This is a genomic window from Formosa haliotis (assembly GCF_001685485.1).
Classification (GTDB): Bacteria; Bacteroidota; Bacteroidia; order Flavobacteriales; family Flavobacteriaceae; genus Formosa; species Formosa haliotis.
The window spans coordinates 1,537,934-1,562,753 of the sequence record NZ_BDEL01000001.1 but is presented as its reverse complement, the minus strand read 5'-3'; the positions used below and the strand labels follow the sequence as shown (position 1 = coordinate 1,562,753).

Below are 24,820 nucleotides of genomic sequence, written 5' to 3'. Positions count from 1 at the left end.
TTAAAATTTAAAGTTAAAGGTGAGTCCGAGATTCGAGGTGTCTTCCATCTCGTTGTATTTGTAATGTGGTGATAACGTTAAATTGTCATCAATATTAAACTGTAATAAATGCGCGTCTACGTTGGCATCAATAATATTTAAGGCATATAACCCAAAGGTAATAAGTAGTGACATTTCTTTGTTACGGCGCAATTGGTCTTGTGCGTTTATTAAGCCATCGTCAGACACTCGGCCGTAGTATTCATCGTCTGTAAAACCGGCCAGTCTTCGTTTGTAGGCATCGCGATAACTATTATACGCTTTATTATTATCTATATAGAAATAAATCCCCGTACCTAAGGCGGCATAAACGATAGGTATTTTCCAGTATTTTCTGTTATACGCCTGACCCAAACCAGGAAGTACAGCCGAGTAAAAGGCAGCTCTTGCAGGCGCCAAAGGATCTATAAATCTAGAATCTATTTTTGGAGCTTTTGTTTGTACAGAGTCTGTTGCTATAACAGCTTCTGTAACTGGTTTTGTAAGGCTTGGAGTGTCCACGACTAAAGAGTCGGCAGTTTTTTTAGGTTCTGCAGAAGGTTCTTTTCCGTCGTCTTGCGCAAGGCTATTTAAACAAAAAAAAAGTGAGAGTAGGGTAGTTATAAAAAATTTACTTTGCACTCTGTACTAGTTTTTTTATGCGATTAAAGTCTTCTTCAGAATGAAACGGAATAGTAATTTTTCCTTTTCCATTTTTAGCGACTTTAATATCTATTTTATGTCCGAAATAATCTGAAAAATCTTTAATACTTGACTTTACAAATTTAGGTATTTCGGCCTCTTGTTTAGCAACCGATTTAGGGTGTTCTAAATCGTCGTTTTCGCTATAGTTACGAACCAAAGCTTCGGTATCTCGTACCGATAGTTTGTGTTGTAAAATATGCGTATATATGTCTATTTGGCTTGCTTGATCTTCTATATTTATAAGAGCACGACCGTGACCCATAGAAATAAACCCATCTCGCATTCCAGTTTGAATAATCGGATCTAATTTTAATAAACGTAAGTAATTGGCAATCGTAGATCGTTTTTTACCTACACGTTCACTCATTTGCTCTTGAGTCAGGTTTATTTCATCAATTAAACGTTGGTAAGACAAAGCTATTTCTATAGGATCTAAATCTTGACGTTGAATATTTTCAACCAAAGCCATTTCTAAAGACTCCTGATCGTTAGCAATTCGAATGTATGCCGGAATCGTTTTTAATCCTAAAGATTCCGATGCTCTAAAACGTCGTTCTCCAGATACTAATTGATAGGTGTTAAAGTTTAATTTACGAACCGTTATAGGCTGAATAACACCCAATTCTTTAATTGATGAAGCCAGTTCGCGTAAGGATTCTTCGTTAAAATTAGTACGTGGTTGAAACGGATTCATTTCAATAGTCTCTAATTCTAATTCTACAATATTCCCTATTACTTTATCGGCATTTTTATCTTGTACCGAGTTGATATCGTTTGTAGGGTCTTTTAGTAATGCAGATAATCCTCTTCCTAACGCTTGTTTTTTTACTGCCTTCGCCATAGTCTTTTCCTAGGAGTTTTTATTAATAACTTCTTTAGCCAAACTTAAATAGTTTAGCGCACCTTTACTACTTGCATCGTAATTAATTATGCTTTCACCAAAACTTGGTGCCTCACTTAAACGTACATTTCGCTGTATAATTGTTTTAAAAACCATATCGTTAAAATGTTTCTGTACTTCTTCTACCACCTGGTTAGAAAGTCTTAAACGCGAATCGTACATGGTTAATAAAAGGCCTTCAATATCTAAACTAGGGTTGTGAATTTTTTGAACACTTTTAACAGTATTTAATAATTTTCCTAATCCTTCAAGCGCAAAATATTCGCATTGAATAGGAATAATAACGGCATCAGATGCTGTTAAGGCATTCAGTGTTAATAACCCTAAAGACGGCGCACAATCAATAATAATATAATCGTAATCGTTTTTAACCTCTTCTAAAGAGCGTTTCATCATATATTCTCTATCGTCCTTATCAACCAATTCAATTTCGATAGCAACTAGGTCGATATGAGATGCAATGATATCTAAATTTGGTGTATCTGTTTGCAGAATCGCTTCTCTAGCCGAGTTGGTGTGTTCTAGCAATTGATAGGTGCCAATTTCTACGGTTTCAACATCTATGCCTAATCCCGATGTGGCATTGGCTTGAGGATCGGCATCAATCAGCAATACTTTCTTTTCAAGCACCCCCAATGAGGCTGCTAAATTTACAGAAGTTGTGGTTTTTCCAACACCCCCTTTTTGATTTGCAATTGCAATGATTTTACCCATTAATGATTTGGTTTTAAGTAGGTGTAAAAATACAACTATTTATGACTTTTAAAAATGTAACTTGTTAACAAATGTTAAGTGTACTTTCTTTTCGATTCAGGAAGAGTTTGCTATTCGTTTTTGGGTGTTATTAAATTAATTTTTAATAGTTGTTGAATTAATTTTACACGCAGAAATTCACTTTTTTCTAAACAGCAGTGGACAACAGTTTTAATTATGAAATTATTGTGTATATCAAAATTTTAAGTGGTAATCATTTATGTTTTTTTTGTCATTAATTAAAGTGTTGTTGTGAATTGATATATTCTAAATATGTTCAGTGTAAAATTATTAATTTTAAAAAAATTAGTTAAATTTATAAGGAATTTATAATTAGTTGCGGTTTGAGGTGTGTTTTTACTTATTCCGTTGTAAACTGATAATTATCATATTTTATCGAATACAGTAATCTTATTTTGAAATAAATTAATTAAGATATATTTGTCTTTTATTGATAATAAATTTAAACTGAAACTGAATTTTATGATTACAAAACTAAACTCTCTAAAAGTGCGCTCGTATTGGAGGCAATCTGTATTAGCGTTGGCATGTATTACTTTAGCGTCTTGCGCGAACAAAGACAAGTCAGAAAAACAGGACACTGCCCAAATTAAGGTAAGCCAAGTGATGCAGGCAGAATTAACCGCTCCGCCTCATGTACCAACTCCCGTAGGGCGCAGACAGGCCAAAAAGTTAATCGTGGACATGGAAATTCTTGAAGAAGAAGGAGAAATGACTAACGGGGTAAGCTATGTGTATTGGACTTTTGGTGGTACCGTGCCAGGAAGTTTTATTAGAACACGTGTTGGAGACGAAGTAGAGTTTCATTTAAAGAATCATCCAGATAATAAATTACCACATAATATAGATTTACATGCAGTAAACGGTCCTGGAGGAGGAGCAGAGTCTTCTTTTGTCGCTCCGGGACATGAAAAAGTATTTTCATTTAAGGTGTTAAATCCAGGGTTATATGTGTACCACTGTGCTACGGCACCTGTTGGAATGCATATTGCAAACGGAATGTATGGCCTTATTTTAGTTGAGCCAGAAGGCGGATTACCTCCAGTAGATAAAGAATACTATATTATGCAAGGTGACTTCTATACTAAAGGAGCACACGGAGATCGTGGATTACAACCTTTCGATATGCAAAAAGCAATTGACGAAAAACCAGATTACGTTGTGTTTAATGGTAAAGTAGGAGCGCTAACTGGAGACGATGCCATTACAGCTAATGTAGGAGAAACTGTGAGATTGTTTGTTGGAAATGGTGGTCCGAATTTAGTGTCGTCTTTCCATGTTATTGGAGAGATATTTGATAAAGTTCACGTTGAAGGCGGAGAATTAATTAATGATAATGTACAAACTACCTTGATTCCAGCTGGTGGAGCAAGTATTGTTGAATTTAAAGTTGAGGTGCCAGGAACTTTTATAATGGTAGATCACTCTATTTTTAGAGCCTTTAATAAAGGAGCTTTGGGAATGCTTAAAGTTGAAGGAGAAGAAGATAAGAAAATTTATAGTGGAGAATTAAGAGACGATATCTATTTGCCTGAAGGTGGTAAAATTCAAAGTATGCCAGAATCTGGTAAGGTGGCAGAAAAAGATATTCCTGCAAAATCGTTAGACGAGCAATTAAAATTTGGAAAGCAAACGTATATGCAAACTTGTTTTGCTTGTCACCAATCAGAAGGTCAAGGGGTGCCAGGAGCATTTCCTCCTTTAGCTAACTCCGATTATTTAAATGCCGATGTAGATCGTGCCATTGGAGTTGTATTACATGGTTTAACAGGAGAAATTACGGTAAATGGCGAAACATATAATAGTGTAATGACGCGTCAGAGTTTATCTCCAGAGGAGGTTGCAAACGTATTAACGTATGCATATCACAGTTGGGGTAACTCCAAAAAAGTGGTAACACCAGAAATGGTTAAGAAAGTAAATAATAAATAATTTAAAATTATAAAGGTATGCTAGTAAGAACATGTTTAATGTTTTGCATAGCATTCACGATACAGGTTACGGCCTTCGCACAAACCAGCGAAGGCATGGCAGAAATTAAAGGGGGGAGTTATATCCCCCTTTATGGTAGAGATTCGGCTGTAGTTAAAGTGAATGATTTTTTAATGGATAGGTATCCGGTAACCAATAAGGAATACCAAGCGTTTGTTATTAAATATCCAGAATGGCAAAAATCGAAAGCAAAACAATTATTTGTTGATGCTACCTATTTAAGAAATTGGAAAAATGATACCGAGCTGAAGGATTCTGAAAAACCAGAAAGTCCCATTACGTATATTTCTTGGTTTGCAGCTAAAAAATATTGCGAATGCCAAGGAAAGCGTTTACCAACAGTAGATGAATGGGAATATGTAGCCATGGCCGACGAAGAAATTGCAGATGCTCGTGTAAAAGAATCTTACAATCAGAAAATACTATCTTGGTACGAAGTGCCTAGAACGAATACATACGAAGTAGGACGTAATCCAGAAAATTATTGGGGTATTTACGATTTACATGGTTTAGTTTGGGAGTGGACTTCAGATTTCAATTCTATTTTAATTACAGGAGAGTCTAGAAAGGATGTCGATAAAGATGCTAATTTATTTTGTGGAAGTGCAGCAATCGGTGCAACAGATTTAATGAATTACGCCGCATTTATGCGTTATGCATTCCGTGGTAGTATAAGTGCGCGATATAGTATTAAGAATTTGGGATTTAGATGTGTTAAAGATGTAGAGATAGAATAAAGAAAAAAATAATGAATTTATGAAAAGGTATATAATACTATGTAGTTTGATTTGTTTCGGACTTATTTCATGTAAAAACGAAACTAAGAATTCTACACAAGAAACCTCAGAAGTAGTGAAATCGAAAGCAGATAGCGATGTAATTTCAGAAATGTCCATTTATAATTTACCTTCAAAGTGGACCAATCAAAATGGAGAGGCTATTCATTTAAAAGATTTGAAGGGGGACGTCTTGGTAATGGTAATGATTTACACCACTTGTAAAGCAGCTTGTCCTAGATTGGTGGCCGATATGCGCAATATAGAAAAACGTTTACCAGAAGACACCAAGAATAAAGTGAAAATGATTTTTGTAAGTATCGATCCAGAAACCGATACGCCTGAACGCTTAAAGACCTTTGCTAAAGAAAACTTTATGGACGAAGATCCGTGGATCTTTTTACGTTCTACCGAAGAAAACACTCGAGAATTTGCTGCTGTACTAGCAGTAAAGTATAAAGAAATATCACCTATGGATTTTTCGCACTCCAATATTATTAGTGTGTTTAATGAAGCTGGTGAATTGGTATTTCAACAAGAAGGTTTAGGGGTGAACTCTGATGAAACTATAGAAAATATAGAAAAAGCGGTTCGAGATATGTAATAATTGTCAATGAGTTTTACCTCTTTCATACTGGAGGACAAAAAATAGCGAGGAAATTTTTCTTCGCTATTTTTTTTGCCTAACCGCTAGGTAATTATTGATTTTAAAATAAAGAGACACACATAAGGGTGTGCTCTTTTATGTTGGTAGCCGTTTTTCTTAAAATGCGCTGTTTTGGTATGGGCATATTATTCATTTTTTAAAGCTAAAATAACAGATTTTAAAGGTAGAAAAGTGTGTCCTTATTTTAACAAATATGTCCTTGTAAAATAGCTAAAACAGGGGCTGAATATTAGCTTTTAAAAGCACTTCTTTTTATTAAATAATAATATTTAGTGGTTTTTATGTATTTCAAATTTTAAGAAGATTTCTAGATTATTATTGTTTTTTATGTCAATTTTTTGCTGAATTCATATTCTTTTTCGTTGTTAAAAATGTCTTAAATTTTCAGTTAGTCTTAGAAGAATTTGCCTTAATTACTGAGGTAATCGTCTTAAATATTGATGAAAAATATTAAAAAAGAGCGGGTTTTTATAAATCATTTTAAGATTTTTTTATATTAAAAAATTGCCGTATTGCTAATGTTTACGCGAATTTTTGATTTTCTGAGAATATTAAAATCAAAAAATTATCAGAATATCAATAAAGTCTTTTTATTAACAAAAAATAACATACATTTGGAAAACCAGATTGGAAAACCAGATTGGGAATCCAGATTGGGTTTCCAGATTGGAATACCAAAAAACAATAAAATAAAGTAAAACAATTAACAAAAACTCAAACAACACAATGACTAAACACACAGATTAAAAAAATGATAGTACAAGCTATCATTTCTTAATTCAAACACCTGCTTCTTATAACCGAGAAGTAAAACAACATTAATAACCAAAACAAATTACAAATGAATTTTAAAACTAAACTAATTTTAATGTTAGGATTGATTTTCAATCTTTCATTATTTGCACAAGAAGGATATCAATTATCCGGGACTGTAACAGATGCGGCAAACATGCCCGTACCTGGTGTAAATGTGGTTATCGACAAAACCACGACGGGTACAGCAACAGATTTCGATGGAAATTTTCAATTAGAGGTTAAACGTGGAGATATTCTTCATTTTTCTTATTTAGGATACGTTAAAGAGTCTATTACAATTACAGATCAAAGACAACTTAATGTTGTTATGGTTGAAGATGCTAGCCAACTTGAAGAAGTGGTAGTAGTAGGATACGGTACTCGTAAAAAGAGCGACATTACAGGATCTGTAGCCTCTGTAAAATCTGAGGAATTAACAGCTTTTCCTGTATTAGACGCAACACAAGCCCTTCAAGGTAATGCTGCTGGGGTTTTTGTACAATCTAATAACGGTGGTGAGCCAGGAGCTCCTATAGATATTAAAATTAGAGGTAACACTTCTATTTCTGCAAGTAGTGATCCTTTAATTGTAGTAGATGGATTTGTTGGAGGTACAATGCCTCAAGCTAATGATATCGAATCTATGGAAGTATTAAAAGATGCTTCTGCAACTGCAATATATGGATCTAGAGGATCTAATGGGGTTATCATGGTAACAACTAAAAAAGGTAGATCAGGAAAATTATCTGTAGAGCTTAATACTTCTTACTCTATTCAAAATACAGCGAACAAACTGGATTTATTAGGTGCTGATGAATTTGCTAACTACCAAAACGATATTAGAGCTAATGAAGGTAACAGTACTCCATATCCACAAGGAGATTACGATACAGATTGGCAAGATTTAATCTATACTACTGGAGGTATTTCTATGACACAACTTTCATTTTCTGGTGGTTCAGATAATATTAATTTTTATGCTTCTGGTAACTACTTTAAACAAGATGGTATTGTAGTTAATTCAGGTTTTGAAAGAGCAACTTTCCTTTCAAACGTAGAGGCTCAAGTAACTGAAAAATTTAGATTAGGTATGAACCTTTTTGGTAGTACAGGTACTAAAGATGGTGTAGCTACACAATCTGATGGTTCTGTATCTGTTGGTGGGGATGATGTTATTTCTTTAGCTATGAGAATGGCTCCAGATAAAGGAATCTATGATGAAAATGGTGATTTCTCTACAAACAATACTGTAGGAGATGAAGTAGATAACCCTTATGCAGTAGCGACTCAAAGAACAGACGAAACTAAATCTGATGTTTTTAGAGCAAACCTTTTTGCTAATTACGATATTTTAGAAAGCCTTACCTTTAAAACTACGTTTGGTATGAGTACTGAAAACGATAGTAGAGGTACTTACCAACCATCAACATTAAGAATGACAGCAGGAGCTGCTGGTGGTAGAGCTTCAATTACAGAAGCTAGAAGAACAAATGTATTAAGTGAAAACTATTTAACATACAATCAAGAAATAGGAAAAGGTGTTTTAACTTTATTAGGGGGATACTCTTACCAAAAAAGTGTAACTCAAACTTCTTTTTCTGAAGCTTCAGGTTTTGTATCAGATGATTTCCTTTTCCACAATATGGGTAGTGCTGCTATTTATTTACAGCCAAATTCTACATATACAGAAACAGAAATTCAATCTTTATTTGGTAGAGTAAACTTTGATTACAACGACAAATATTTATTAACTGCTACAGTAAGACGTGATGGAGCTTCTAACTTTGCAGAAAACCACAAATATGCTGTTTTCCCTTCTGGAGCAATAGGTTGGAAAATATCTAACGAAAACTTCTTAAAGGATAGCCAAACTGTTAGTAATTTAAAATTAAGAGCTAGTTATGGTGTTACAGGAAACCCTTCTATTGCACCTTACCAATCTTTAGCGAGATATAGTACTATTTATGCTTCTTTAAACGGAGAAACTGTAAACGCAGTTACACCAGACCAACCTGCTAACCCAGACTTAAAATGGGAGTCTTCTTACCAAGCTAACTTTGGTATAGATTTAGGAATGTTTAATAACAGATTGAATTTATCTTTAGATTATTATAACATTGACACAAAAGATTTAATTCTTGCAAACAACGGTATCCCTCAGTACTTAGGATATATCAATGATGAAATTTTAACTAACTTAGGAGAAATTAATAACCGTGGATTTGAAATTGGTTTAAATACTATTAACATTTCTAACGAAAACTTTAGCTGGTCTACTAACTTTAACTGGTCTAAAAACCAAAATGAAGTTGTAAGCTTAATTAATGGTGCAGATATTTATGGTAGAGCTGCTCCTGCTTACTTTAGTTCTGGAGATACTTATGTATTAAGAGAAGGAGAGCCTGTTGGTTTATTCTGGGGTTACGAGTATAGAGGTGTATACCAAGGAGGAGAGTTACCAGAAGGAACTGCTACTTTTCCAAATGGTGTTGCTGGAGATCCATTATTTACAGACGATGGAAACGGTCAGTTAGACAGAGCAGACCAAACTACTATTGGAGATCCTAATCCAGATTGGACTTTTGGTTTCACAAACAATTTCAGATATAAAAACTTCGATTTAAGTATTTTCTTCCAAGGTTCTCAAGGTGGTGAAATTTTTAACATGACTAACGTTCAGTTATTCAATGGAGATGCTAACACTACTAAAGATTTCTACAGAAGTGCTTGGACACCAGAAAATACAGATACCAATACACCACGTGTAGGTGCTAACACAAATAGAGAAATTTCTTCTCGTTTTGTTGAAGATGGATCTTATGTAAGATTAAAGAACCTTGCTATTGGTTATAATTTCCCAACTAACTTGGTAGAAAGAATAGGAGTAGATCATTTAAGATTAGGAATAAGTGGACAAAACTTATTAACATTTACAAATTATTCTGGTTTAGATCCTGAAGTAAATTATTATGGAGCTAGTGGTAACAATAACACTTCTAGCAATACAGTTCAAGGTTTCGATTTCGGAAACTACCCAACACTTAGAACTGTAACTTTCAGCCTTAATTTAAAATTTTAAAAAAAAATAAATTATGAAAAAATATATAGTACAATATAAATATTTATTCTTATTGATGATTGGATTGTCAATAGTAGGATGTTCTGACTTGGAAGAAGAGCCTGTAGGGATATTAACTCCAACAGGGTTTTTCAAAACTACAGATGATATTCAAACCGCAATTAATGCCACTTATGGGCATATGATTAACGAACAGTTTTGGGGTAGAAAATTCTCTATTTCATTAATGTTATTATCCGATATGGCTAGTCTTAATACAACAGAGACAAGAAGGGTACAGATGAATGATTTAGATAATTTATCTGATAATGAAATGATTCAAAATTATTGGCCAAGAACATACCAAGCTATTGCTGCTGCAAACGATGCTATTGAAGGTGCCAGTGAAGTTGATGAAGACGAAAGTGTAAAGAATCCTGTTGTAGCTCAAGCTTATTTTATTAGAGCATTTTTATATTTTCATTTAGTAAGACAATTTGGAGATATTCCTTATTTAGACAAGAGAGCTACTGCAGAGGATATAACAATTAGTAAAACTCCTGCAGACGAAGTTTATGCTAAAATTATTTCAGATCTAGAATATGCAGAAGCATGGTTGCCAGAAACTACAAGTTCTGCAGCAATTCCATCTAAAGGGGCAGCTACTTCTTACTTAGCTCTTGTACATTTAACTATGGCAGGAACTAGTGGAACAGAGCATTTTCAACAAGCTTATGATTATGCAACTAAAGTAATTAATAGTGGTATTTATAGCTTAGATTCAGATTTCCAAAATTTATTTAATGCTGACGTAATTGACGGTTCTCCAGAACCAATTTTCGCTCTTGATTATAATAATGTAGAAGCAGAAGATAATGGTTACGATCAATTAGCACCAATGACAGATATTAGAGGAGCCGACAGAAATGAAGGTGGTGGATGGTCTATTGTAAGTCCTACTTTAAAAGTGTACACTACATGGCCCGCAGAAGATTACAGAAGAGCTGTTAGTTTAGAGGATGAAATGACAATTAACGGAAACTTAGAGCCTTATACTAATTTCACAATAAGTGGTCACTCGGCTGCAAGAAATTCACCATACATTGCTAAATATGCTCGTTTCCCTGGCCCATTTGCTCGTATTAATGCAAGAGCTACAAGCCATAATTACTCTATGATGCGTTATGCAGAAGTATTATTAATTGCTGCAGAAGCTGCTGTAGAAATAGGAGACAATGCCTCTGCTTTAATGTACCTTAACCAAGTAAGAGCAAGAGCTAGACAAGGTGGAGTTACACAAAACGGATCTTTCGAAGCTGTAACTGTTCCTGCAAGTGCAGTACCAGCAGATGCAACAGGTACTGTAACAGTAGCAGAAATATTAGAAGAGCGTAGATACGAATTGGCTTTTGAAGGTAAAAGATGGTACGATATCGTAAGACGTAAAATGGGAGGTGCACCGTACAATGTATATGGTGCAGATGGATTAGAAGGTTCTAAACCTGCATTTAATGAAAATAAATATTTATTACCATTACCTGTACGTGAGTTAGAAAGAAATCCAAACTTATTACCTCAAAACCCAGGGTATTAATTCTAATACTTTTTAGATAGAATTAAAAAACAAAGGATTTCATTGAGTCGGAATCCTATGTATAGAAATAATTTCAATGCAATTAAATTGAAAATTATTTAAATTAGTTTGTTTGTTTGTTTTGAAGCAATTTACCGGCTGTTTCAGGCCGGTAAAATTGCTTTATTTTAAAAATAAATACGATACTTTAGTTCAAAATTTACAGCTTGTAATCTTGACTATAAGTAATACATCTGTCCAAATAACCTAGAAGGTTAAGCCGTTTAATGATAAGTAATTTACCTATGAAGTTAGATTCCCTAACGAATAATGAAAATCAAGATCTTCAGAATGAAATTATCTCAAAAATAAGAGATTTAATAAATTTCAAGAATCTAGAACCTGGAGATAAACTTCCTTCTGAACGTATGTTGTCAGATAAATTTGGTGTAAGTAGAACGCATGTTCGAGAAGCCATTCAAAAACTTGAATTTTATGGCATTTTAATGTCTAGACCTCAAAGTGGTACTTTTGTAGCAGATATAGGTCAGGTTACCATGAATGGTATGATGGAAGATATTCTTCGTTTAGAAGAACCCGACTTTAAATCTTTACTCGAAACAAGAATGTTACTCGAATTAAAAACGGTAACCTTTGCTGCAGAACGCAGAACCGAAGAAGATTTAGAAAAGATGTCTACGGCTTTAGAAGCCTATCGCCAAAAAGTATTAAACGACGAAGACGCTGTTCAGGAAGATTTATTGTTTCATTTAACAATTGCTCAAGCAAGTAGAAATAGCACTATCAATAAAATGATGCTTATTATTATTTCAGAAATTATTAATAATTTCGAAAAGCATCACATTTGCGATAAAGATCAAAGCCATAAACGATTACAAGAACATCAGGATATTTTTGATGCGATTAAAGAAAAGAATCCGAAAAAGGCTAAAGAAATGCTAGAAACACATTTTACCATACTAAATCAATTTTGTCATAATTTTAAGCGTCAATAAAATTTACGCTTATAAAATTTTTTCAACATTAATTTAGCATTAAAACTCACTTAAACGTAACGGGTTTTAATAATATAAAGAGATACTAAATTGCAATTATATACATTGCACTTTGGTATTTTTTATTTTAAGACATATTGATAAATATTTTAAGCCTTCTTTTTTTGTAGAAAAATAGTTCAGGATGTATGTTAATAGCATTCCTAAGCTCTATTACTTCCAAAATTCATCGCTAGTATTTTCCTCAAGATTTTGTTCGTAATGTATTTCATCTATATGTGCCATCGCTTCGGGAGAGGCTATAGATTGAATTTCAGGGAAGAGGACACGTTCTTCAAAACGAATGTGTTTTTCTAAAACGTCGGCAAGTAAATTTAAATTGTGTTCTAAATCTGTAGTTTTACTAGCTAATGCTTCAATTTGTTTATGCTCTGCTAAAGCTTGTATTCTTAACGGATGGTCATCAGCTAATATAGAAAACACATGAGCTTCTTCCATTTTAAAATGCGGAACTAAATGTGACGTATAAAACCAATCGGCATAAGTTTTTATCCGGTTTACCTCAATACCTTTCTTAAATCCCGTTCTAATTTTCCAAGCCAATAATAAGCCGTGATGGTGATCTCTGCTTAAGGGTTGTAACGATTTATGGCGCTTTAAGGGTTTCTTGTCAGGCATAGTGTTCCTTTTTAATTGGTAAGACACTTATAAAGATACAGGATATTCCAATAACTAAGAAAGAACTTAATACAAATAACCACTCGTAATAATGTGGGAATAGTCCAACACCTAAAATAAATCCTAAGCCTTGAAAGAAAAGGATCCCTTCTGTACCCAGAAAGCCTAAAATAAAACTATAAATACCGTATTTAACAATAGCAGCATTAAAAATTAGTTTTGACTGCATTAAGTACGCGAATAAAAAACCTGTAACCACACCCAACATGGTTAAGTGTATAAATCCGATTACAAAATTGTGATTTTGTTTCGCGAGGTTTCCAATTTCGGGAAAGAAAGATGTACTCTGAAATACTATTTTTAAAGCGAATGAAAATAAAGCAAATGTATATAGGTATTTCACTTCTTTTGAAACGACTTTAAATTGCTGTTTAATATAAGGTTTAGACATTTTTATAAATAAAATGAATGATGCTAGTAGGCAAAGTATTCCAAAACCATTAATCCAAATTAAAAAAGGAGCGGGAGCAAACCAACTTACAGGCAAGGCCAATGTGCATATGGTGGCCAGAATAAGGGTAAAGTGAAATCGTTTAAAAAGGTGATGGTTTTTTATGTTGAAATAATGAAAAAATAAGGCGAGTATAGCAATTAAAAACCAACCATTAAATTGAAAATGGAGAAAGAATTGTATCGCAATTTGATAAAACGCTGAGGCTTGGCCTAACAGTCCCACAGCTGGACCTAAACACCACACGCCAATGGTAGAAATTACCATAAAAATGAGTGCTGTTTTTAATAATATTCTTGTGGGGGCAGAAGTTATTTTTTGATGCTTAAAAACCAGATATACAAAATAGTAACTGCAAAATATATGTAATGTAGAAAAGGTAATAGATATGGCTGCATACCCTTGAAAAGGAAAACTAAGCATCATTCCTAAAACCGCAATTTCTGTAACCCAAAATAACCGATTAAATAGTTTTTGTTTTTCGGGAACAAAATAATGCACAATCAATACAAAAAGTATTAAATACACCCAACCAAGCATCGCGGTATGCGAATGTGCATGGGTTAAATTCCGATAGTTAAAATTGATGTCAGTTATAAAGGCTAATCGCATGGTAAGTCCCATAATTCCTGCAACTAGGAAATTAAAGAGACATACAAGTACGCATTTTTTAGGCATCATAATAGGGTAAATAAAAATTCCGAAACATTATAAAATTAATGTTTCGGAATTTAAAATTTTTAAATGAGATTTTAACAAAACTCGCTTTCTAATTTCTCTGCAGCAGGGAAAAGAATGTTGTTTTCAAGATGTATATGTAAGTGTAAATCTTGTTCAAATTCTTGTAACATAGCAAAGGTTACTTTATACGTATTACAAGCATCTGTAGGTGGCGTATAATTGTTTGTAATGTCGGCAATTTCTCTAAAACGTACACCTTCATTATCGTGTTCTTGCATCACGGTTGCAATTGGATTTTTTACAGTTCCAAAGCCAGGTGCTTCTATTGGTGTGTTGGTAGATTTTGCTTTAAGCAAACGTTTAACGAAAGGAAATAATACTAATTCTTCCTTTTTTAAATGCTGTGCTAAATCTCCGGCAGAGGCCGTAAATAATTCATTTATTTGAAATAATTCAGGGTGTCTCTCGCCATGTACTCTACATAATTTATCTAAAAATTGTTTAATTATCGGCGTTTTTTCTTCTACGTAACGGTGGTGTTTTTTCTCGATATAATCAATTAATAAATCTAAAGGCCAAGATTTGTAATCTATAGATTGATCGGCTTTAGAGTTAAGAACATGCTCTAAACTATCTACTAAATCGCTGGTTAAAATTCCGTTTTTTTCACAAACTTCTTCTAACGATCTGTTTCCTCTGCAGCAAAAATCGATTCCATATTTCGTGAATACGGCAGCAGTTCTAAAATCTTCTGCAACAAATGCTCCTACGTGTTTTTGTGTTATAGCTTCCATAATATATTTATTTAATTGTTTTTTGTTATTTTATGTTTCAGTGTTAAATCGAATACAAACCAGCAAATAGTAACGATACCTACAGCAAAAATGACATCGCCTATCGTTCTAAGCCATTTTAACGTAATCATGTTAGGGTTTTGCATAAGTTCTGATGAACGTGCGTACCACATACCGTGCTCTATACTTTCAATAGCTTGCCAAATTCCCATAGGCATTAGGCTAAATAAAGCCATGGCTAACAACCCGATGTTTAAGGACCAGAAAGAAATTTTTATAAGTTTATTATTCCATAGTACGTTTCTGTATAAACTACGTAATACAAATAGCATGAGCCCTATACCTAGCATACCATATACACCAAATAAAGCCGTGTGTGCATGTAATGGTGTGGTATTTAATCCTTGTACATAGTATAATGCAATTGGTGGATTAATAATAAATCCGAAGATACCTGCTCCTAAGAAATTCCAGAATGCGACGGCTATCATAAAGTAAATCGGCCATTTATAATCTGCAATCCATTTTGTAGCTTTAGATAATTTATAGTTGTGATAAGCCTCGTAACCTATTAACGTAAGAGGTACAACTTCTAAAGCACTAAAAGTAGCTCCTAATGCCATAACCGCTTTTGGGGTTCCAGAGAAATATAAATGATGGAAGGTTCCTAAAATACCTCCAGACATAAATATTATGGTGGCTAGAAGGACATTTAACGTTGCCGTTTTTGTTTTTAAAAGTCCTAATCTTACAAATAAAAAGGCGATAACTACGGTTGCAAATACTTCAAAGAAGCCTTCAACCCATAGGTGTACTAACCACCATCTCCAATATTCTGCAATGGCAAGATTGGTATGTTGTCCCCACATTAAACCAGAGGCATAGAATAAAGCGATAGCAGTACAAGAAATTAAGAACATAATAATTAAGTTCTTTTCTTCTGTTTTACGTTTTAGTACAGGTAATAATGGTCTTATCATTAATGCTAACCATAGTAATAAGCCTATAAATAGGAATATTTGCCAGAAACGTCCTAAATCTACATACTCGTATCCTTGATGACCGAACCAGAAATTATTGACTAGGTTTAATTTTTGCATAACGCCAAACCATTGGCCAATCATAGAACCAAGCACTATGATAAGTAACGCAATAAATAAGAAGTTTACACCAAATTTTTGAAATTTAGGATCTTTACCAGACACCGCCGGTGCAATATATAATCCTGTAGCTAACCAAGCTGTAGCAATCCAGAAAATAGCGAGTTGTGTGTGCCAAGTTCGGGTAACAGAATACGGTAAAATTTGATCTAAAGCAAAACCATAGAAACCATCACCTTCTACACCATAATGCGCAGTTACTATACCTAATAGCATTTGAAGCACCATAAGTAAGGTAACAACCCAGAAGTATTTTTTAATTAAAAGCATACTTGGTGTCATGCCTTGTTTTAGTAGAGGATCTTCTGCAGGTACCGGCATATCTTCGTCTTCACCAGATTTTACGTGGTAAAATACAAGTATTCCTATACATAGAATAAGTAGAATAATACTTACACCAGACCACACCATTAAATCCATAGTCGGTACATTACCTACTAAATCGTCTGCAGGCCAGTTGTGGGTATAACTTACTTCACTGCCCGGACGTTCGGTTACGGTTGCCCAAGTAGCCCAGAAGAAAAATGCATTCATTTTATGCATTTTAGCTTCGTCTTTTATGGTGTTTTTCGGAATAGCGTAATCTGCTCTTAATTTATCGAAAGCAGGATCGTTTGTAAATAATCCGTGGTGGTATTCACTTAAATAATCAATTGCTTTTACGCGGTTTTCACTTATTGTAATGGTATTTGCCGAAGCGTTAAAAGTATTTGTTCTAACATCGTTTTGTAATCTTATTTTTAAGGCAGCCTGCTGTTCATCTGAAATATCTTGGAAGTTTTTTCCGAAATCTTGGTTGGCAAAAATGTCTAGAATATAAACTGCTTCTCTATGTAGCCAATCTGCGGTCCAATCTGGAGCGACATAAGCACCATGGCCCCAAACAGATCCTAATTCTTGTCCGCCAATACTTTGCCAAATATTTTGACCATCTTGAATGTCGGTTTTAGTAAATATAGTTTCACCTTTTGTAGAAACTATGGCGTCTGGAATAGGAGGGGATTGTTGATAAATTTCGAAACCGTAATAGCCCAATACGCTAAAGGAGCTTATTACCACTGCGGCGAATATTAGCCAGAGTTTTTTTTCTTTGTTCATAATAAAGTAGGGTTGATAATTAATTTTTAATTAGGATAAATTTGTCTTATTTAGTAGTAAATTTTTTTATCGTTTTAAAAAGGTTTCACCCAATTTTAGGTCTAGGGCTAACGATTCTAAATCTGTAGATTCTAACATAACTCTTAATTCGTCTCTAATAGACTTAAATTTGTCGTGCATAGGGCAGGGTCTGTTTTCATCGCATTCATGTAAACCTAATCCGCAGCCTTTATAAATTTTATCGCCATCTATAGCATCTACAATATCCGATAGTTTTATAGTTTTAATATTATTCAAGTTAATCTCAAATCCACCATGAGCGCCTTTTGTAGATTCAACAACTTGATGTCTTACCAAAGCCTGTAATATTTTAGCAGTGAATGCAGCGGGAGAGTCTATTTCTTGTGCAATTTCTTTCGGACTTACTCGTCGTCCATCCATTGAACTATGGGCTATAAAAATAGTGGCTCTAATACCGTATTCGCATGCTTTTGAAAACATATATCTGACTTATTTGATGCAAAGATAATTATAAAATCTAATTAAGACAAAATTATCCGAATTAAAATAATAAATTAATTTACTGTTTATAATTTGGCTCTTAAAGTTGAGAGCCACCTACTGTATTTGCTATAAAGATAATTAATAATGAAGTACCGTGAATTGATTCTATAAATTTATTTTAGACAATCTATTTTAGTTAAAGGCATGCTAGAATGAAACTCAAGCTGGTCTATATTTTTAAAAGTCGTGCCGTCTTCATGCAATGGGCCATATCCTTCAACCAAAGTATCATTTAAGATTAAAAAAACAACTTGTCTTTTACTTTGAATGCCTTCCGACATAAATGTATATATACCTGAAATGTTATGGTCTATTTGTACACCTTTAAATTTACCCGAATTTTTATCTTTTTCAAATAATTGATAGCTGAGGTTTCCTATAACGCTATCAGAAATTTTAGAAATTTCAAACCGAATTGCATTTTTATCATCTTTAAATTCATAACACCCCAAAGATAATTTTAATTCCGTCTTTTCGGTGTGCAGAGCGGGTGTATGCTTAATACTGTTTTGTTCTTTACAATGGAAACATACTAGGCTAAGGAGTACAATAATCCGAAAGGGTTTCATATAAAATCGATTTCTAAACAAGGTAATGGAATTTCAAGTTTTTGAAAAATAAAAAGCTTTAAATGAGTGTTTAAGTTGTTCATTCCAGTGTTTTTTTAAAACAAACACTATTTTCAACACCTATATACTGCCCGTAATTTTGAATACTCTGATATCCATTTTTCTTGTAAAGCGCTATGGCTTCGGGTTGTTTCATGCCTGTTTCTAAAATACAATAGTTGTAATGCATTGTTTTACCCCAAAGTTCTAATTCTGCCAATACTTTAGAGGCTAACCCTTCACCTCTATAATCCGGCAAAGTGTACATACGCTTCACTTCTAAAGTGTCTGTATTAAAAGGTTTAATCGCTCCACAACTTACAGGCTGCTTATCGTGATAAGCAACAATAACATGATTTAACGTAGCGATACCATTAAATTGAGCGTAAAAAGCATGGTCTTCGCCGTCTCTAACCGCTAAATCGGCATCTAATTGTTTTACAAGTTCTATAAAATCTGGGTTTTCGGAAGTCGTTCTTTTAATATGAATCATTGGTAATTTCAATTTAACTATGCGATTAAGATATTTAAAATTTGAATAGCAGCATCGTTAATTTTTATTTCAGAATTTAGGCAGATAGCAACACCGGAATTAGATAATTTTTTAACATCGGCTTCCGAAAGCTGTTGACTGTCTACCACGACTAAAATATGACCACAATTGAAATTTAGAAGGGCAGTTATTATTTCTGAAATTAAAATGATGTCGTCTTTTTGAATGGCCGATAGGTAAAGTACATGTACATCGTTTTCTACCGCTTGTTTTGCAATAGCCTTAGCCGATTGGAAACGTGGAGCTAAATCGACATCGAAACCTATATCGGCGTAGGCAGAAGCTTTTCTTTTAAGCTCGAGCTCATCATTATGGTGCCTAAGTTTAGACAGTAATAACCTAGGGCGTCGGCCTTCTTGATCTGCAAAACGGTTAGCGAGTTCTTTCGCTTTTGTAACAGATTTGTCGTTATTAATATCCATGCATCTTTTCTGATTTAAGGTTGATATAGATTTCTTTATTTATGAATAGGATCAGCTCTCGTTTTACTTCACTAAAGGTAATAGTTTCGCAATTGATCTTAAATTTAGCTCTTTTTTTCAGCATAAAAAAAATGCGACACTAGAAGTAAAACAGCAACTCCTGCATTCGGATGGTTTCAGGTAAATTAAGACTCAGCCTTTAATCGAGTTTGTTCTAAGGTTTCTGCTAAACGTTTTTGTATAACAGGTTCTATTAATGTTTTTCTTGGGTTTTGCTTTACAAAGGGGTACAATTCCAAGTTATCTTTCATTTGGTCTTTCGGATTGGTGTGTGCATTTGTACCGACTAAAATTATATCGTTAGCATTAAACTGTTCTTGCTCTTTTAAAGCACTTTCTTTTATTTTCTTCTGAATTAAACCAGCTTTCAATGCTTTTAAAAATCCGCCATTGGCCTCAAGGTCTTTAAATAAATCTAGTGCTTGTTCTGCCAATTGAAGGGTTAAAGTTTCGATATAATATGAGCCATCGGCAGGGTTATTCACGGCTCCAAAAGCACTTTCTTCTTTTAAAATAATTAACTGATTTCTAGATATCCGTTCCCCAAACGCATTGTTTTTATGAAAAACGGCATCGAAAGCCAAGTTGCAAACACTATCTGCACCGCCCAAAATGGCACTCATGCATTCTGTAGTTGTTCGTAACATGTTTGTGTTAACATCGTAAAGGGTTTTATTACGTTTTGTAGGAAAGGCAATAATATGGCAATCTGGGCTCAAGTTATAAGTTTGTGCCACAGTTTTCCATAACATTCGTAAAGCTCGAAGTTTCGCGATTTCGAAGAAATAGTTAGAGCCTATAGCTACTTTAAAAGTGATTCGTGATTTAATATGTTGCGCAAACAAATTTAGGTATTCGTTGGCATGTGCTAAACTATATGCGAGTTGTTGGGTAATGTTTGCTCCCGCATTTTGATATAGAGCCATATTTACACTAACATTACTTTTTAAATGCCGACAAGTTTTTAATATAGATTCTAATGTTTTATGATCGGATTGAAGCGTAGTATACCAGTTTCCAGTTTCTGCTAAATGACCAATACTATCGAAATTTACATAAAACAAAGCATTGTTTTTAGATGCTATTTGATCTAGTTTTATAACAAAATCAGCAGAACAAAATTGTAGCTCGAAGTAAATAGGGGTAAGATGAAGGTCGATACTTTCAAAAAGACGTTCAAGCTTACAGGTGGTATTAGATATTATAAAATGTAAAGCTTCAGCACCATTTTGTAAGGCATTTAGTGCTGCAAGATTCGATTTTTCTTCAGAATTAACAAAAATGGATTGCGTGATGTTGAATGGCAACGAATTTGTGTTAGAAGTATAAGAAGGGGATTTTAAATCTTCGTTTGTATAGAACGGTTTAACATGAATCCCTTCGTTACTATTCCAAATTAAGGTGTTATTGTAGTCGGCACCTTTAAGATCGAATTGAATTTTTTGTTTCCAAGCCTTAGCCGAAACGGGATCAAATTCATCAAACAAATTAGCCTTACTCATCGCTTTGTGTTTTTAAACTATCTTCGTATTCAATGATGTAAATGTCTTCATTTTCACGCTTTAAATAGTACGTTTCACGTGCGAATTTTTCGATTCCTTCTTCGGTGTTTAATTTTTTATAAGCTTTTCTATCTTTCGTTATTTCATTAATATAATATTCCTTTTGCTCATTAAGCTCGTCGATGTCGTTGTTTAATTCGTTATGAATTAAAAAGGAATTACTATCGAAGAATAACATCCAAATAGCAAAGCCAATCCCAGGAATTACGAAGGGATTTGTGAAGGGTTTAACATATTTGTGATTGAAAAATTTAAACTTCATAATAGTTTTTCGTTAATAATGGTACGCACTACATTTATGGCAACCGTATTAAATTTGTTGTTAGGTACAATAAGATCTGCATACTCTTTCATAGGCTCGATAAACTGCTGATGCATGGGTTTTAACGTGGTTTGGTATCGGTTTAAAACCTCGTCTAAATCACGGCCACGCTCGGCAATATCACGTTTTAAACGTCTAATTAATCGTTCGTCACTATCGGCATGAACAAATATTTTAATATCGAATAAGTTTCGAATTTCAGGATGTGTAAAAATTAAAATGCCCTCTACAATCATCACCTTCCGCGGATGCGTCAAAATAGTGTCTCCCGTTCTGTTATGTTTTACAAACGAATAAACAGGTTGTTGTATGGCCTCACCCGATTTAAGTTGTTTTAAATGATCGACTAGCAAATCAAAATCAATCGATTTAGGATGGTCGAAATTAATTTTTTTACGCTCGTCGTACGACAGGTGAGAGGTGTCGTTATAATAGGAATCTTGAGAAATTACTCCTACTTCGGCATCTGGGAGTTCGTTTAATATCTGATTTACTACTGTTGTTTTACCACAACCCGTACCACCGGTAATTCCTATAATTAGCATTGAATTTTTGTTTTAAGAGTCTACAAATTTAAGGTTAATTTTTCGGAATAATTTTAACTATTCCAACATTTTCTACCCCGGCATAAATATAGCCATCGGGCCCCTGAACTACAGAGCGTACACGTCCTAAATTATCCAATAATTTTTCCTCATATACCACCTTATTATTCTTAATAACACAACGATCTAAGTATTGAAATCTTAACGATCCTACTAAAATATTGCCTTTCCAACCTTTGTATTTGTCGCTAGTTACATAACACATACCGGAAGGAGCAATAGAAGGCGTCCAATAATGAATAGGTTGTTCCATGCCTTCTTTTTCGGTAATATCTGTAATTTTGGTGCCCCAATAATTAATACCGTAGGTAATTACAGGCCAACCGTAATTTTTACCTGCTTCAATAATATTTATTTCATCGCCCCCTTTAGGTCCGTGTTCGTGAGACCAAATGCTGTTTGTTTCTTCGATATAAATTAAGCCTTGCGGATTCCTGTGGCCATAAGTATAAATTGCTTTTTTTGCATTTGGTGTATTTACAAATGGATTGTCTGCTGGAATACTACCGTCGTCCTTTAAACGGTAAATTTTTCCGCCATCTCTAGTAAGATCCTGCGGATTAAGATCGCGCTCGCCACGTTCGCCAATGCTAAAAAATAAATAATTGTTTTTATCGAATATGATTCGAGACCCGAAATGATCTGGCCCAGAAAAGTTTGGAGTAGCTTTATAAAGTAATTCTTTATTGGTTAACGTGTTATTGCTAATTTTTGCGCGCATAAGTGCAGTGTTTGCACCAGAGCCTTCACCCTCGGCAGAGGCATAAGTAAAGTAAATCCAACCATTGTTTTTATAATCGGGATGCAATGCAATGTCCATTAAGCCACCTTGACCGTGACGTTTTATAGCCGGTAACCCCGTTATTTCTGTTTTTTTACCATTTTTAAAATGAATTAATGTTCCAGCTTTTTCAGTAATTAACATAGAATTATCTGGTAAAAACACAAACCCCCAAGGAATTTCAAGGTCATTAACTACAGTTTCGTATTCGTAATTAGCTACGTTGGTATTTTTATCTTGAGCACAAGCAAAAAAGTGCAACAACAAAACTATTGATAATAAGTGTTTTACCTTAGTCATAATGTTTATTTTAAAAATTAAGACTAATTTACTTAAAAAAAGTTGTTTGTTTTTAAATAAAAGGTATATATTTGCACCTCGATAATTTTTTCGGGGTGTAGCGTAGCCCGGTTATCGCGCCGCGTTTGGGACGCGGAGGTCGCAGGTTCGAATCCTGCCACCCCGACTAACTTGATTCAAGTAGCAATATAAACACTGTTAATCTATTGATTTTCAGTGTTTTTTGTTTTTGGTGCTATTATATAATATCATAAGATATCATATTAAAGGTGAGTCATTCGGTGAGTCGTTTTTAGAAGCGTCTCTAGATCAAATAGTTGTACATTTAAAGAACTTTAAAGGGTAATTTTTGTTTGTCATTCACAAAACAAATGTTCAATTAAAGCTTTGTAAGATGCAAACAACAAACACATTCGCGATTATTTTCTTCACAAGAAAATCTAAAACAGACTCGAAAAATTTATCTATTTATGCACGAGTAACTGTTAATGGAAAACGCTCGGAAATTAGTCTTAAAAGACATGTTTTATTGAGCCAATGGGATAGCTCCAAGAGTAGAGGTAAAGGGAAGTCAAAGGAGATAACTGTCTTAAATACGTATTTGGATCAAGCCTATATTAAGCTACTAGATTGTCATAGACAATTATTAGAACAAGGTGACCTTATTACTTCAAAAACCATAAAGGCTAAATATTTAGGGGAGGGTGATGTTTATAAAACACTAACAGATTTAATAACGTATCATAATACAACTATGCTTCAAGTTTTGAAGCCTGGAACTATGAAAAATTATTATACTTCCGAAAAGTACTTAAAGCAATTTTTAAGTACTAGTTTAAAAGTTGATGATGTGTATTTGAAACAATTAAATTATCGTTTTGTAACAGATTTTGAATTCTTTTTACGACGCTTAAAAAATGTAAAGGGTAATCTGTCATTAGCCAATAACGGGGTAATGAAACATCTAGAGCGTTTTAAGAAGATTTTGAATTTAGGCGTTAAATTAGAATGGATTGAAAGAAATCCCTTTGAAAAAATTAAATTAAAGTTCGATAAGCATGATAGGGCTTATCTGACAACTAAAGAGCTGCAGTTTTTAGAAGATACTCATTATTATAATGATAGATTAGAGAGGGTTAAGGATTGTTTTTTGTTTGCGTGTTACACGGGTTTATCCTTCATAGATGAAAAGAATCTAATTAAAAAACAAATTACTAAGGGTATCGACGGTAACTATTGGATTTTTACAAGACGAGAAAAAACATCACAAACCGTTAAGGTGCCAATTCTTCCCAAGGCAATGCAAATTATAGAAAAATATAAAGATTATTCAACAGATTATGTTTTTCCCATGATATCGAATCAGAAAACAAACAAATATTTAAAGGAAATAGCTATGGACTGTAACTTTCAAAAGAAACTAACATTTCATGTCGCGCGACATACTTTTGCAACAACAGTAATGCTATCAAATGGTGTGCCTATAGAAACGGTTTCAAAACTATTAGGCCATACAAAATTATCGACAACTCAAATTTATGCAAGAGTAGTTGAGAGCAAGATTAGTGAAGATTTTAGTAAGTTGTTGACAAGAATGAAGAGTTTGAATGATATTGATAACGAAATTATGAACGTTTGAAAAGGCATTCATATCTTAATTCCTCACAAAGTTGTTCTTCATAATGGGCAAATACGTATCGAATAACCTCTGTATTATGAAAATTAATTTTTAGTTAAAATACCAGAAATGGAATGTATAGTTTAAAAAAAATGAAGTTTTTCATTTTAAGCGGTATAGTACAGGACGGATAAATTTTTCTATCGTTTTAGATTTACAACACTATTA

General features: G+C 33.8%; 22 protein-coding genes and 1 tRNA gene. 8 read left to right on the top strand and 15 right to left on the bottom strand.

Features of this window, described 5'->3' with window-relative positions:
* The 3 genes from A9D35_RS06170 to A9D35_RS06160 are packed head-to-tail and all read right to left on the bottom strand — an operon-like array spanning position 1 to position 2,338.
* Entirely contained in the window at positions 1-660 is a 660-nt protein-coding gene (locus A9D35_RS06170; RefSeq protein WP_066220435.1) for a DUF5683 domain-containing protein, read from the bottom strand.
* Complete coding sequence (locus A9D35_RS06165) at positions 650-1,564, bottom strand: ParB/RepB/Spo0J family partition protein (RefSeq protein WP_066220431.1); 915 nt, start codon at positions 1,562-1,564, stop codon at positions 650-652. The genes A9D35_RS06170 and A9D35_RS06165 overlap by 11 nt, the downstream gene beginning before the upstream one ends.
* Positions 1,565-1,573: 9 nt before the next feature.
* Positions 1,574-2,338: a ParA family protein gene (locus A9D35_RS06160; RefSeq protein ID WP_066220428.1), complete on the bottom strand. Its 765-nt coding sequence runs from the start codon at positions 2,336-2,338 to the stop codon at positions 1,574-1,576.
* 522 nt (positions 2,339-2,860) lie between these two features.
* On the opposite strand from A9D35_RS06160, the gene nirK reads away from it, so the two are divergent.
* The 6 genes from nirK to A9D35_RS06125 all read left to right on the top strand — a co-directional run bounded on the left by nirK (position 2,861) and on the right by A9D35_RS06125 (position 12,275).
* Entirely contained in the window at positions 2,861-4,330 is a 1,470-nt protein-coding gene (nirK, locus tag A9D35_RS06155) for a copper-containing nitrite reductase (RefSeq protein ID WP_066220425.1), read from the top strand.
* Between the two features lie 17 nt (positions 4,331-4,347).
* Entirely contained in the window at positions 4,348-5,127 is a 780-nt protein-coding gene (locus A9D35_RS06150) for a formylglycine-generating enzyme family protein (RefSeq protein WP_066220422.1), read from the top strand.
* Between the two features lie 19 nt (positions 5,128-5,146).
* Positions 5,147-5,770, top strand: a complete 624-nt coding sequence (locus tag A9D35_RS06145) for an SCO family protein (protein ID WP_066220419.1) — start codon at positions 5,147-5,149, stop codon at positions 5,768-5,770.
* Positions 5,771-6,674: 904 nt separating this feature from the next.
* Complete coding sequence (locus A9D35_RS06135) at positions 6,675-9,707, top strand: SusC/RagA family TonB-linked outer membrane protein (RefSeq protein WP_066220413.1); 3,033 nt, start codon at positions 6,675-6,677, stop codon at positions 9,705-9,707.
* A 13-nt stretch (positions 9,708-9,720) separates the two neighbouring features.
* A complete protein-coding gene (locus A9D35_RS06130) occupies positions 9,721-11,280 on the top strand; it encodes a RagB/SusD family nutrient uptake outer membrane protein (protein WP_066220410.1) in 1,560 nt (519 codons plus the stop codon).
* Positions 11,281-11,564: 284 nt separating this feature from the next.
* Positions 11,565-12,275, top strand: a complete 711-nt coding sequence (locus A9D35_RS06125; protein WP_066225870.1) for a FadR/GntR family transcriptional regulator — start codon at positions 11,565-11,567, stop codon at positions 12,273-12,275.
* Positions 12,276-12,488: 213 nt separating this feature from the next.
* On the opposite strand, the gene A9D35_RS06120 is transcribed toward A9D35_RS06125, so the two are convergent.
* The 12 genes from A9D35_RS06120 to A9D35_RS06065 all read right to left on the bottom strand — a co-directional run bounded on the left by A9D35_RS06120 (position 12,489) and on the right by A9D35_RS06065 (position 22,974).
* Positions 12,489-12,953, bottom strand: a complete 465-nt coding sequence (locus tag A9D35_RS06120) for a hemerythrin domain-containing protein (RefSeq protein ID WP_066220407.1) — start codon at positions 12,951-12,953, stop codon at positions 12,489-12,491.
* Positions 12,946-14,145: a hypothetical protein gene (locus A9D35_RS06115; RefSeq protein ID WP_235817862.1), complete on the bottom strand. Its 1,200-nt coding sequence runs from the start codon at positions 14,143-14,145 to the stop codon at positions 12,946-12,948. Before A9D35_RS06115 ends, A9D35_RS06120 begins: the two co-directional genes overlap by 8 nt.
* Positions 14,146-14,216: 71 nt before the next feature.
* Complete coding sequence (ric, locus tag A9D35_RS06110) at positions 14,217-14,939, bottom strand: iron-sulfur cluster repair di-iron protein (RefSeq protein ID WP_066220405.1); 723 nt, start codon at positions 14,937-14,939, stop codon at positions 14,217-14,219.
* 11 nt (positions 14,940-14,950) lie between these two features.
* The gene (locus A9D35_RS06105; protein WP_066220402.1) at positions 14,951-17,197 is read right to left on the bottom strand and encodes a nitric-oxide reductase large subunit; all 2,247 of its coding nucleotides are present in this window, start codon (positions 17,195-17,197) and stop codon (positions 14,951-14,953) included.
* Positions 17,198-17,263: 66 nt separating this feature from the next.
* Positions 17,264-17,698 (bottom strand): RrF2 family transcriptional regulator, encoded by a 435-nt coding sequence (locus tag A9D35_RS06100; protein ID WP_066220399.1) that lies wholly within the window; start codon positions 17,696-17,698, stop codon positions 17,264-17,266.
* Positions 17,699-17,874: 176 nt separating this feature from the next.
* Complete coding sequence (locus A9D35_RS06095) at positions 17,875-18,330, bottom strand: hypothetical protein (protein ID WP_066220397.1); 456 nt, start codon at positions 18,328-18,330, stop codon at positions 17,875-17,877.
* Positions 18,331-18,409: 79 nt separating this feature from the next.
* Positions 18,410-18,862 (bottom strand): GNAT family N-acetyltransferase, encoded by a 453-nt coding sequence (locus A9D35_RS06090; protein WP_174545272.1) that lies wholly within the window; start codon positions 18,860-18,862, stop codon positions 18,410-18,412.
* A 17-nt stretch (positions 18,863-18,879) separates the two neighbouring features.
* A complete protein-coding gene (locus tag A9D35_RS06085; RefSeq protein WP_066220395.1) occupies positions 18,880-19,344 on the bottom strand; it encodes a hypothetical protein in 465 nt (154 codons plus the stop codon).
* 185 nt (positions 19,345-19,529) lie between these two features.
* Positions 19,530-20,906: a methylmalonyl-CoA mutase subunit beta gene (locus A9D35_RS06080; protein WP_066220390.1), complete on the bottom strand. Its 1,377-nt coding sequence runs from the start codon at positions 20,904-20,906 to the stop codon at positions 19,530-19,532.
* Complete coding sequence (locus A9D35_RS06075) at positions 20,899-21,228, bottom strand: FtsB family cell division protein (RefSeq protein WP_066220387.1); 330 nt, start codon at positions 21,226-21,228, stop codon at positions 20,899-20,901. The genes A9D35_RS06080 and A9D35_RS06075 overlap by 8 nt, the downstream gene beginning before the upstream one ends.
* Positions 21,225-21,833, bottom strand: a complete 609-nt coding sequence (udk, locus tag A9D35_RS06070) for a uridine kinase (protein ID WP_066220383.1) — start codon at positions 21,831-21,833, stop codon at positions 21,225-21,227. The genes A9D35_RS06075 and udk overlap by 4 nt, the downstream gene beginning before the upstream one ends.
* Positions 21,834-21,867: 34 nt before the next feature.
* Positions 21,868-22,974 (bottom strand): PQQ-dependent sugar dehydrogenase, encoded by a 1,107-nt coding sequence (locus A9D35_RS06065; protein ID WP_066220380.1) that lies wholly within the window; start codon positions 22,972-22,974, stop codon positions 21,868-21,870.
* 91 nt (positions 22,975-23,065) lie between these two features.
* On the opposite strand from A9D35_RS06065, the gene A9D35_RS06060 reads away from it, so the two are divergent.
* Together A9D35_RS06060 and A9D35_RS06055 are read left to right on the top strand one after the other, a co-directional pair.
* A tRNA-Pro gene (locus A9D35_RS06060) sits at positions 23,066-23,140 on the top strand.
* 228 nt (positions 23,141-23,368) lie between these two features.
* Complete coding sequence (locus A9D35_RS06055) at positions 23,369-24,613, top strand: site-specific integrase (protein WP_066220378.1); 1,245 nt, start codon at positions 23,369-23,371, stop codon at positions 24,611-24,613.
* The last annotated feature ends 207 nt before the right edge of the window (positions 24,614-24,820 follow it).

What these genes read in the sequence shown, in the direction of transcription:
- A9D35_RS06090 (WP_174545272.1), bottom strand. Translation starts at nt 18,862, where the DNA reads ATGATTCATATTAAAAGAACGACTTCCGAAAACCCAGATTTTATAGAA.
- A9D35_RS06055 (WP_066220378.1), top strand. Translation starts at nt 23,369, where the DNA reads ATGCAAACAACAAACACATTCGCGATTATTTTCTTCACAAGAAAATCT.
- A9D35_RS06160 (WP_066220428.1), bottom strand. Translation starts at nt 2,338, where the DNA reads ATGGGTAAAATCATTGCAATTGCAAATCAAAAAGGGGGTGTTGGAAAA.
- nirK (WP_066220425.1), top strand. Translation starts at nt 2,861, where the DNA reads ATGATTACAAAACTAAACTCTCTAAAAGTGCGCTCGTATTGGAGGCAA.
- A9D35_RS06165 (WP_066220431.1), bottom strand. Translation starts at nt 1,564, where the DNA reads ATGGCGAAGGCAGTAAAAAAACAAGCGTTAGGAAGAGGATTATCTGCA.
- A9D35_RS06075 (WP_066220387.1), bottom strand. Translation starts at nt 21,228, where the DNA reads ATGAAGTTTAAATTTTTCAATCACAAATATGTTAAACCCTTCACAAAT.
- udk (WP_066220383.1), bottom strand. Translation starts at nt 21,833, where the DNA reads ATGCTAATTATAGGAATTACCGGTGGTACGGGTTGTGGTAAAACAACA.
- A9D35_RS06080 (WP_066220390.1), bottom strand. Translation starts at nt 20,906, where the DNA reads ATGAGTAAGGCTAATTTGTTTGATGAATTTGATCCCGTTTCGGCTAAG.
- A9D35_RS06120 (WP_066220407.1), bottom strand. Translation starts at nt 12,953, where the DNA reads ATGCCTGACAAGAAACCCTTAAAGCGCCATAAATCGTTACAACCCTTA.
- ric (WP_066220405.1), bottom strand. Translation starts at nt 14,939, where the DNA reads ATGGAAGCTATAACACAAAAACACGTAGGAGCATTTGTTGCAGAAGAT.
- A9D35_RS06135 (WP_066220413.1), top strand. Translation starts at nt 6,675, where the DNA reads ATGAATTTTAAAACTAAACTAATTTTAATGTTAGGATTGATTTTCAAT.
- A9D35_RS06125 (WP_066225870.1), top strand. Translation starts at nt 11,565, where the DNA reads ATGAAGTTAGATTCCCTAACGAATAATGAAAATCAAGATCTTCAGAAT.
- A9D35_RS06065 (WP_066220380.1), bottom strand. Translation starts at nt 22,974, where the DNA reads ATGACTAAGGTAAAACACTTATTATCAATAGTTTTGTTGTTGCACTTT.
- A9D35_RS06095 (WP_066220397.1), bottom strand. Translation starts at nt 18,330, where the DNA reads ATGAAACCCTTTCGGATTATTGTACTCCTTAGCCTAGTATGTTTCCAT.
- A9D35_RS06085 (WP_066220395.1), bottom strand. Translation starts at nt 19,344, where the DNA reads ATGGATATTAATAACGACAAATCTGTTACAAAAGCGAAAGAACTCGCT.
- A9D35_RS06150 (WP_066220422.1), top strand. Translation starts at nt 4,348, where the DNA reads ATGCTAGTAAGAACATGTTTAATGTTTTGCATAGCATTCACGATACAG.
- A9D35_RS06145 (WP_066220419.1), top strand. Translation starts at nt 5,147, where the DNA reads ATGAAAAGGTATATAATACTATGTAGTTTGATTTGTTTCGGACTTATT.
- A9D35_RS06100 (WP_066220399.1), bottom strand. Translation starts at nt 17,698, where the DNA reads ATGTTTTCAAAAGCATGCGAATACGGTATTAGAGCCACTATTTTTATA.
- A9D35_RS06130 (WP_066220410.1), top strand. Translation starts at nt 9,721, where the DNA reads ATGAAAAAATATATAGTACAATATAAATATTTATTCTTATTGATGATT.
- A9D35_RS06115 (WP_235817862.1), bottom strand. Translation starts at nt 14,145, where the DNA reads ATGATGCCTAAAAAATGCGTACTTGTATGTCTCTTTAATTTCCTAGTT.
- A9D35_RS06105 (WP_066220402.1), bottom strand. Translation starts at nt 17,197, where the DNA reads ATGAACAAAGAAAAAAAACTCTGGCTAATATTCGCCGCAGTGGTAATA.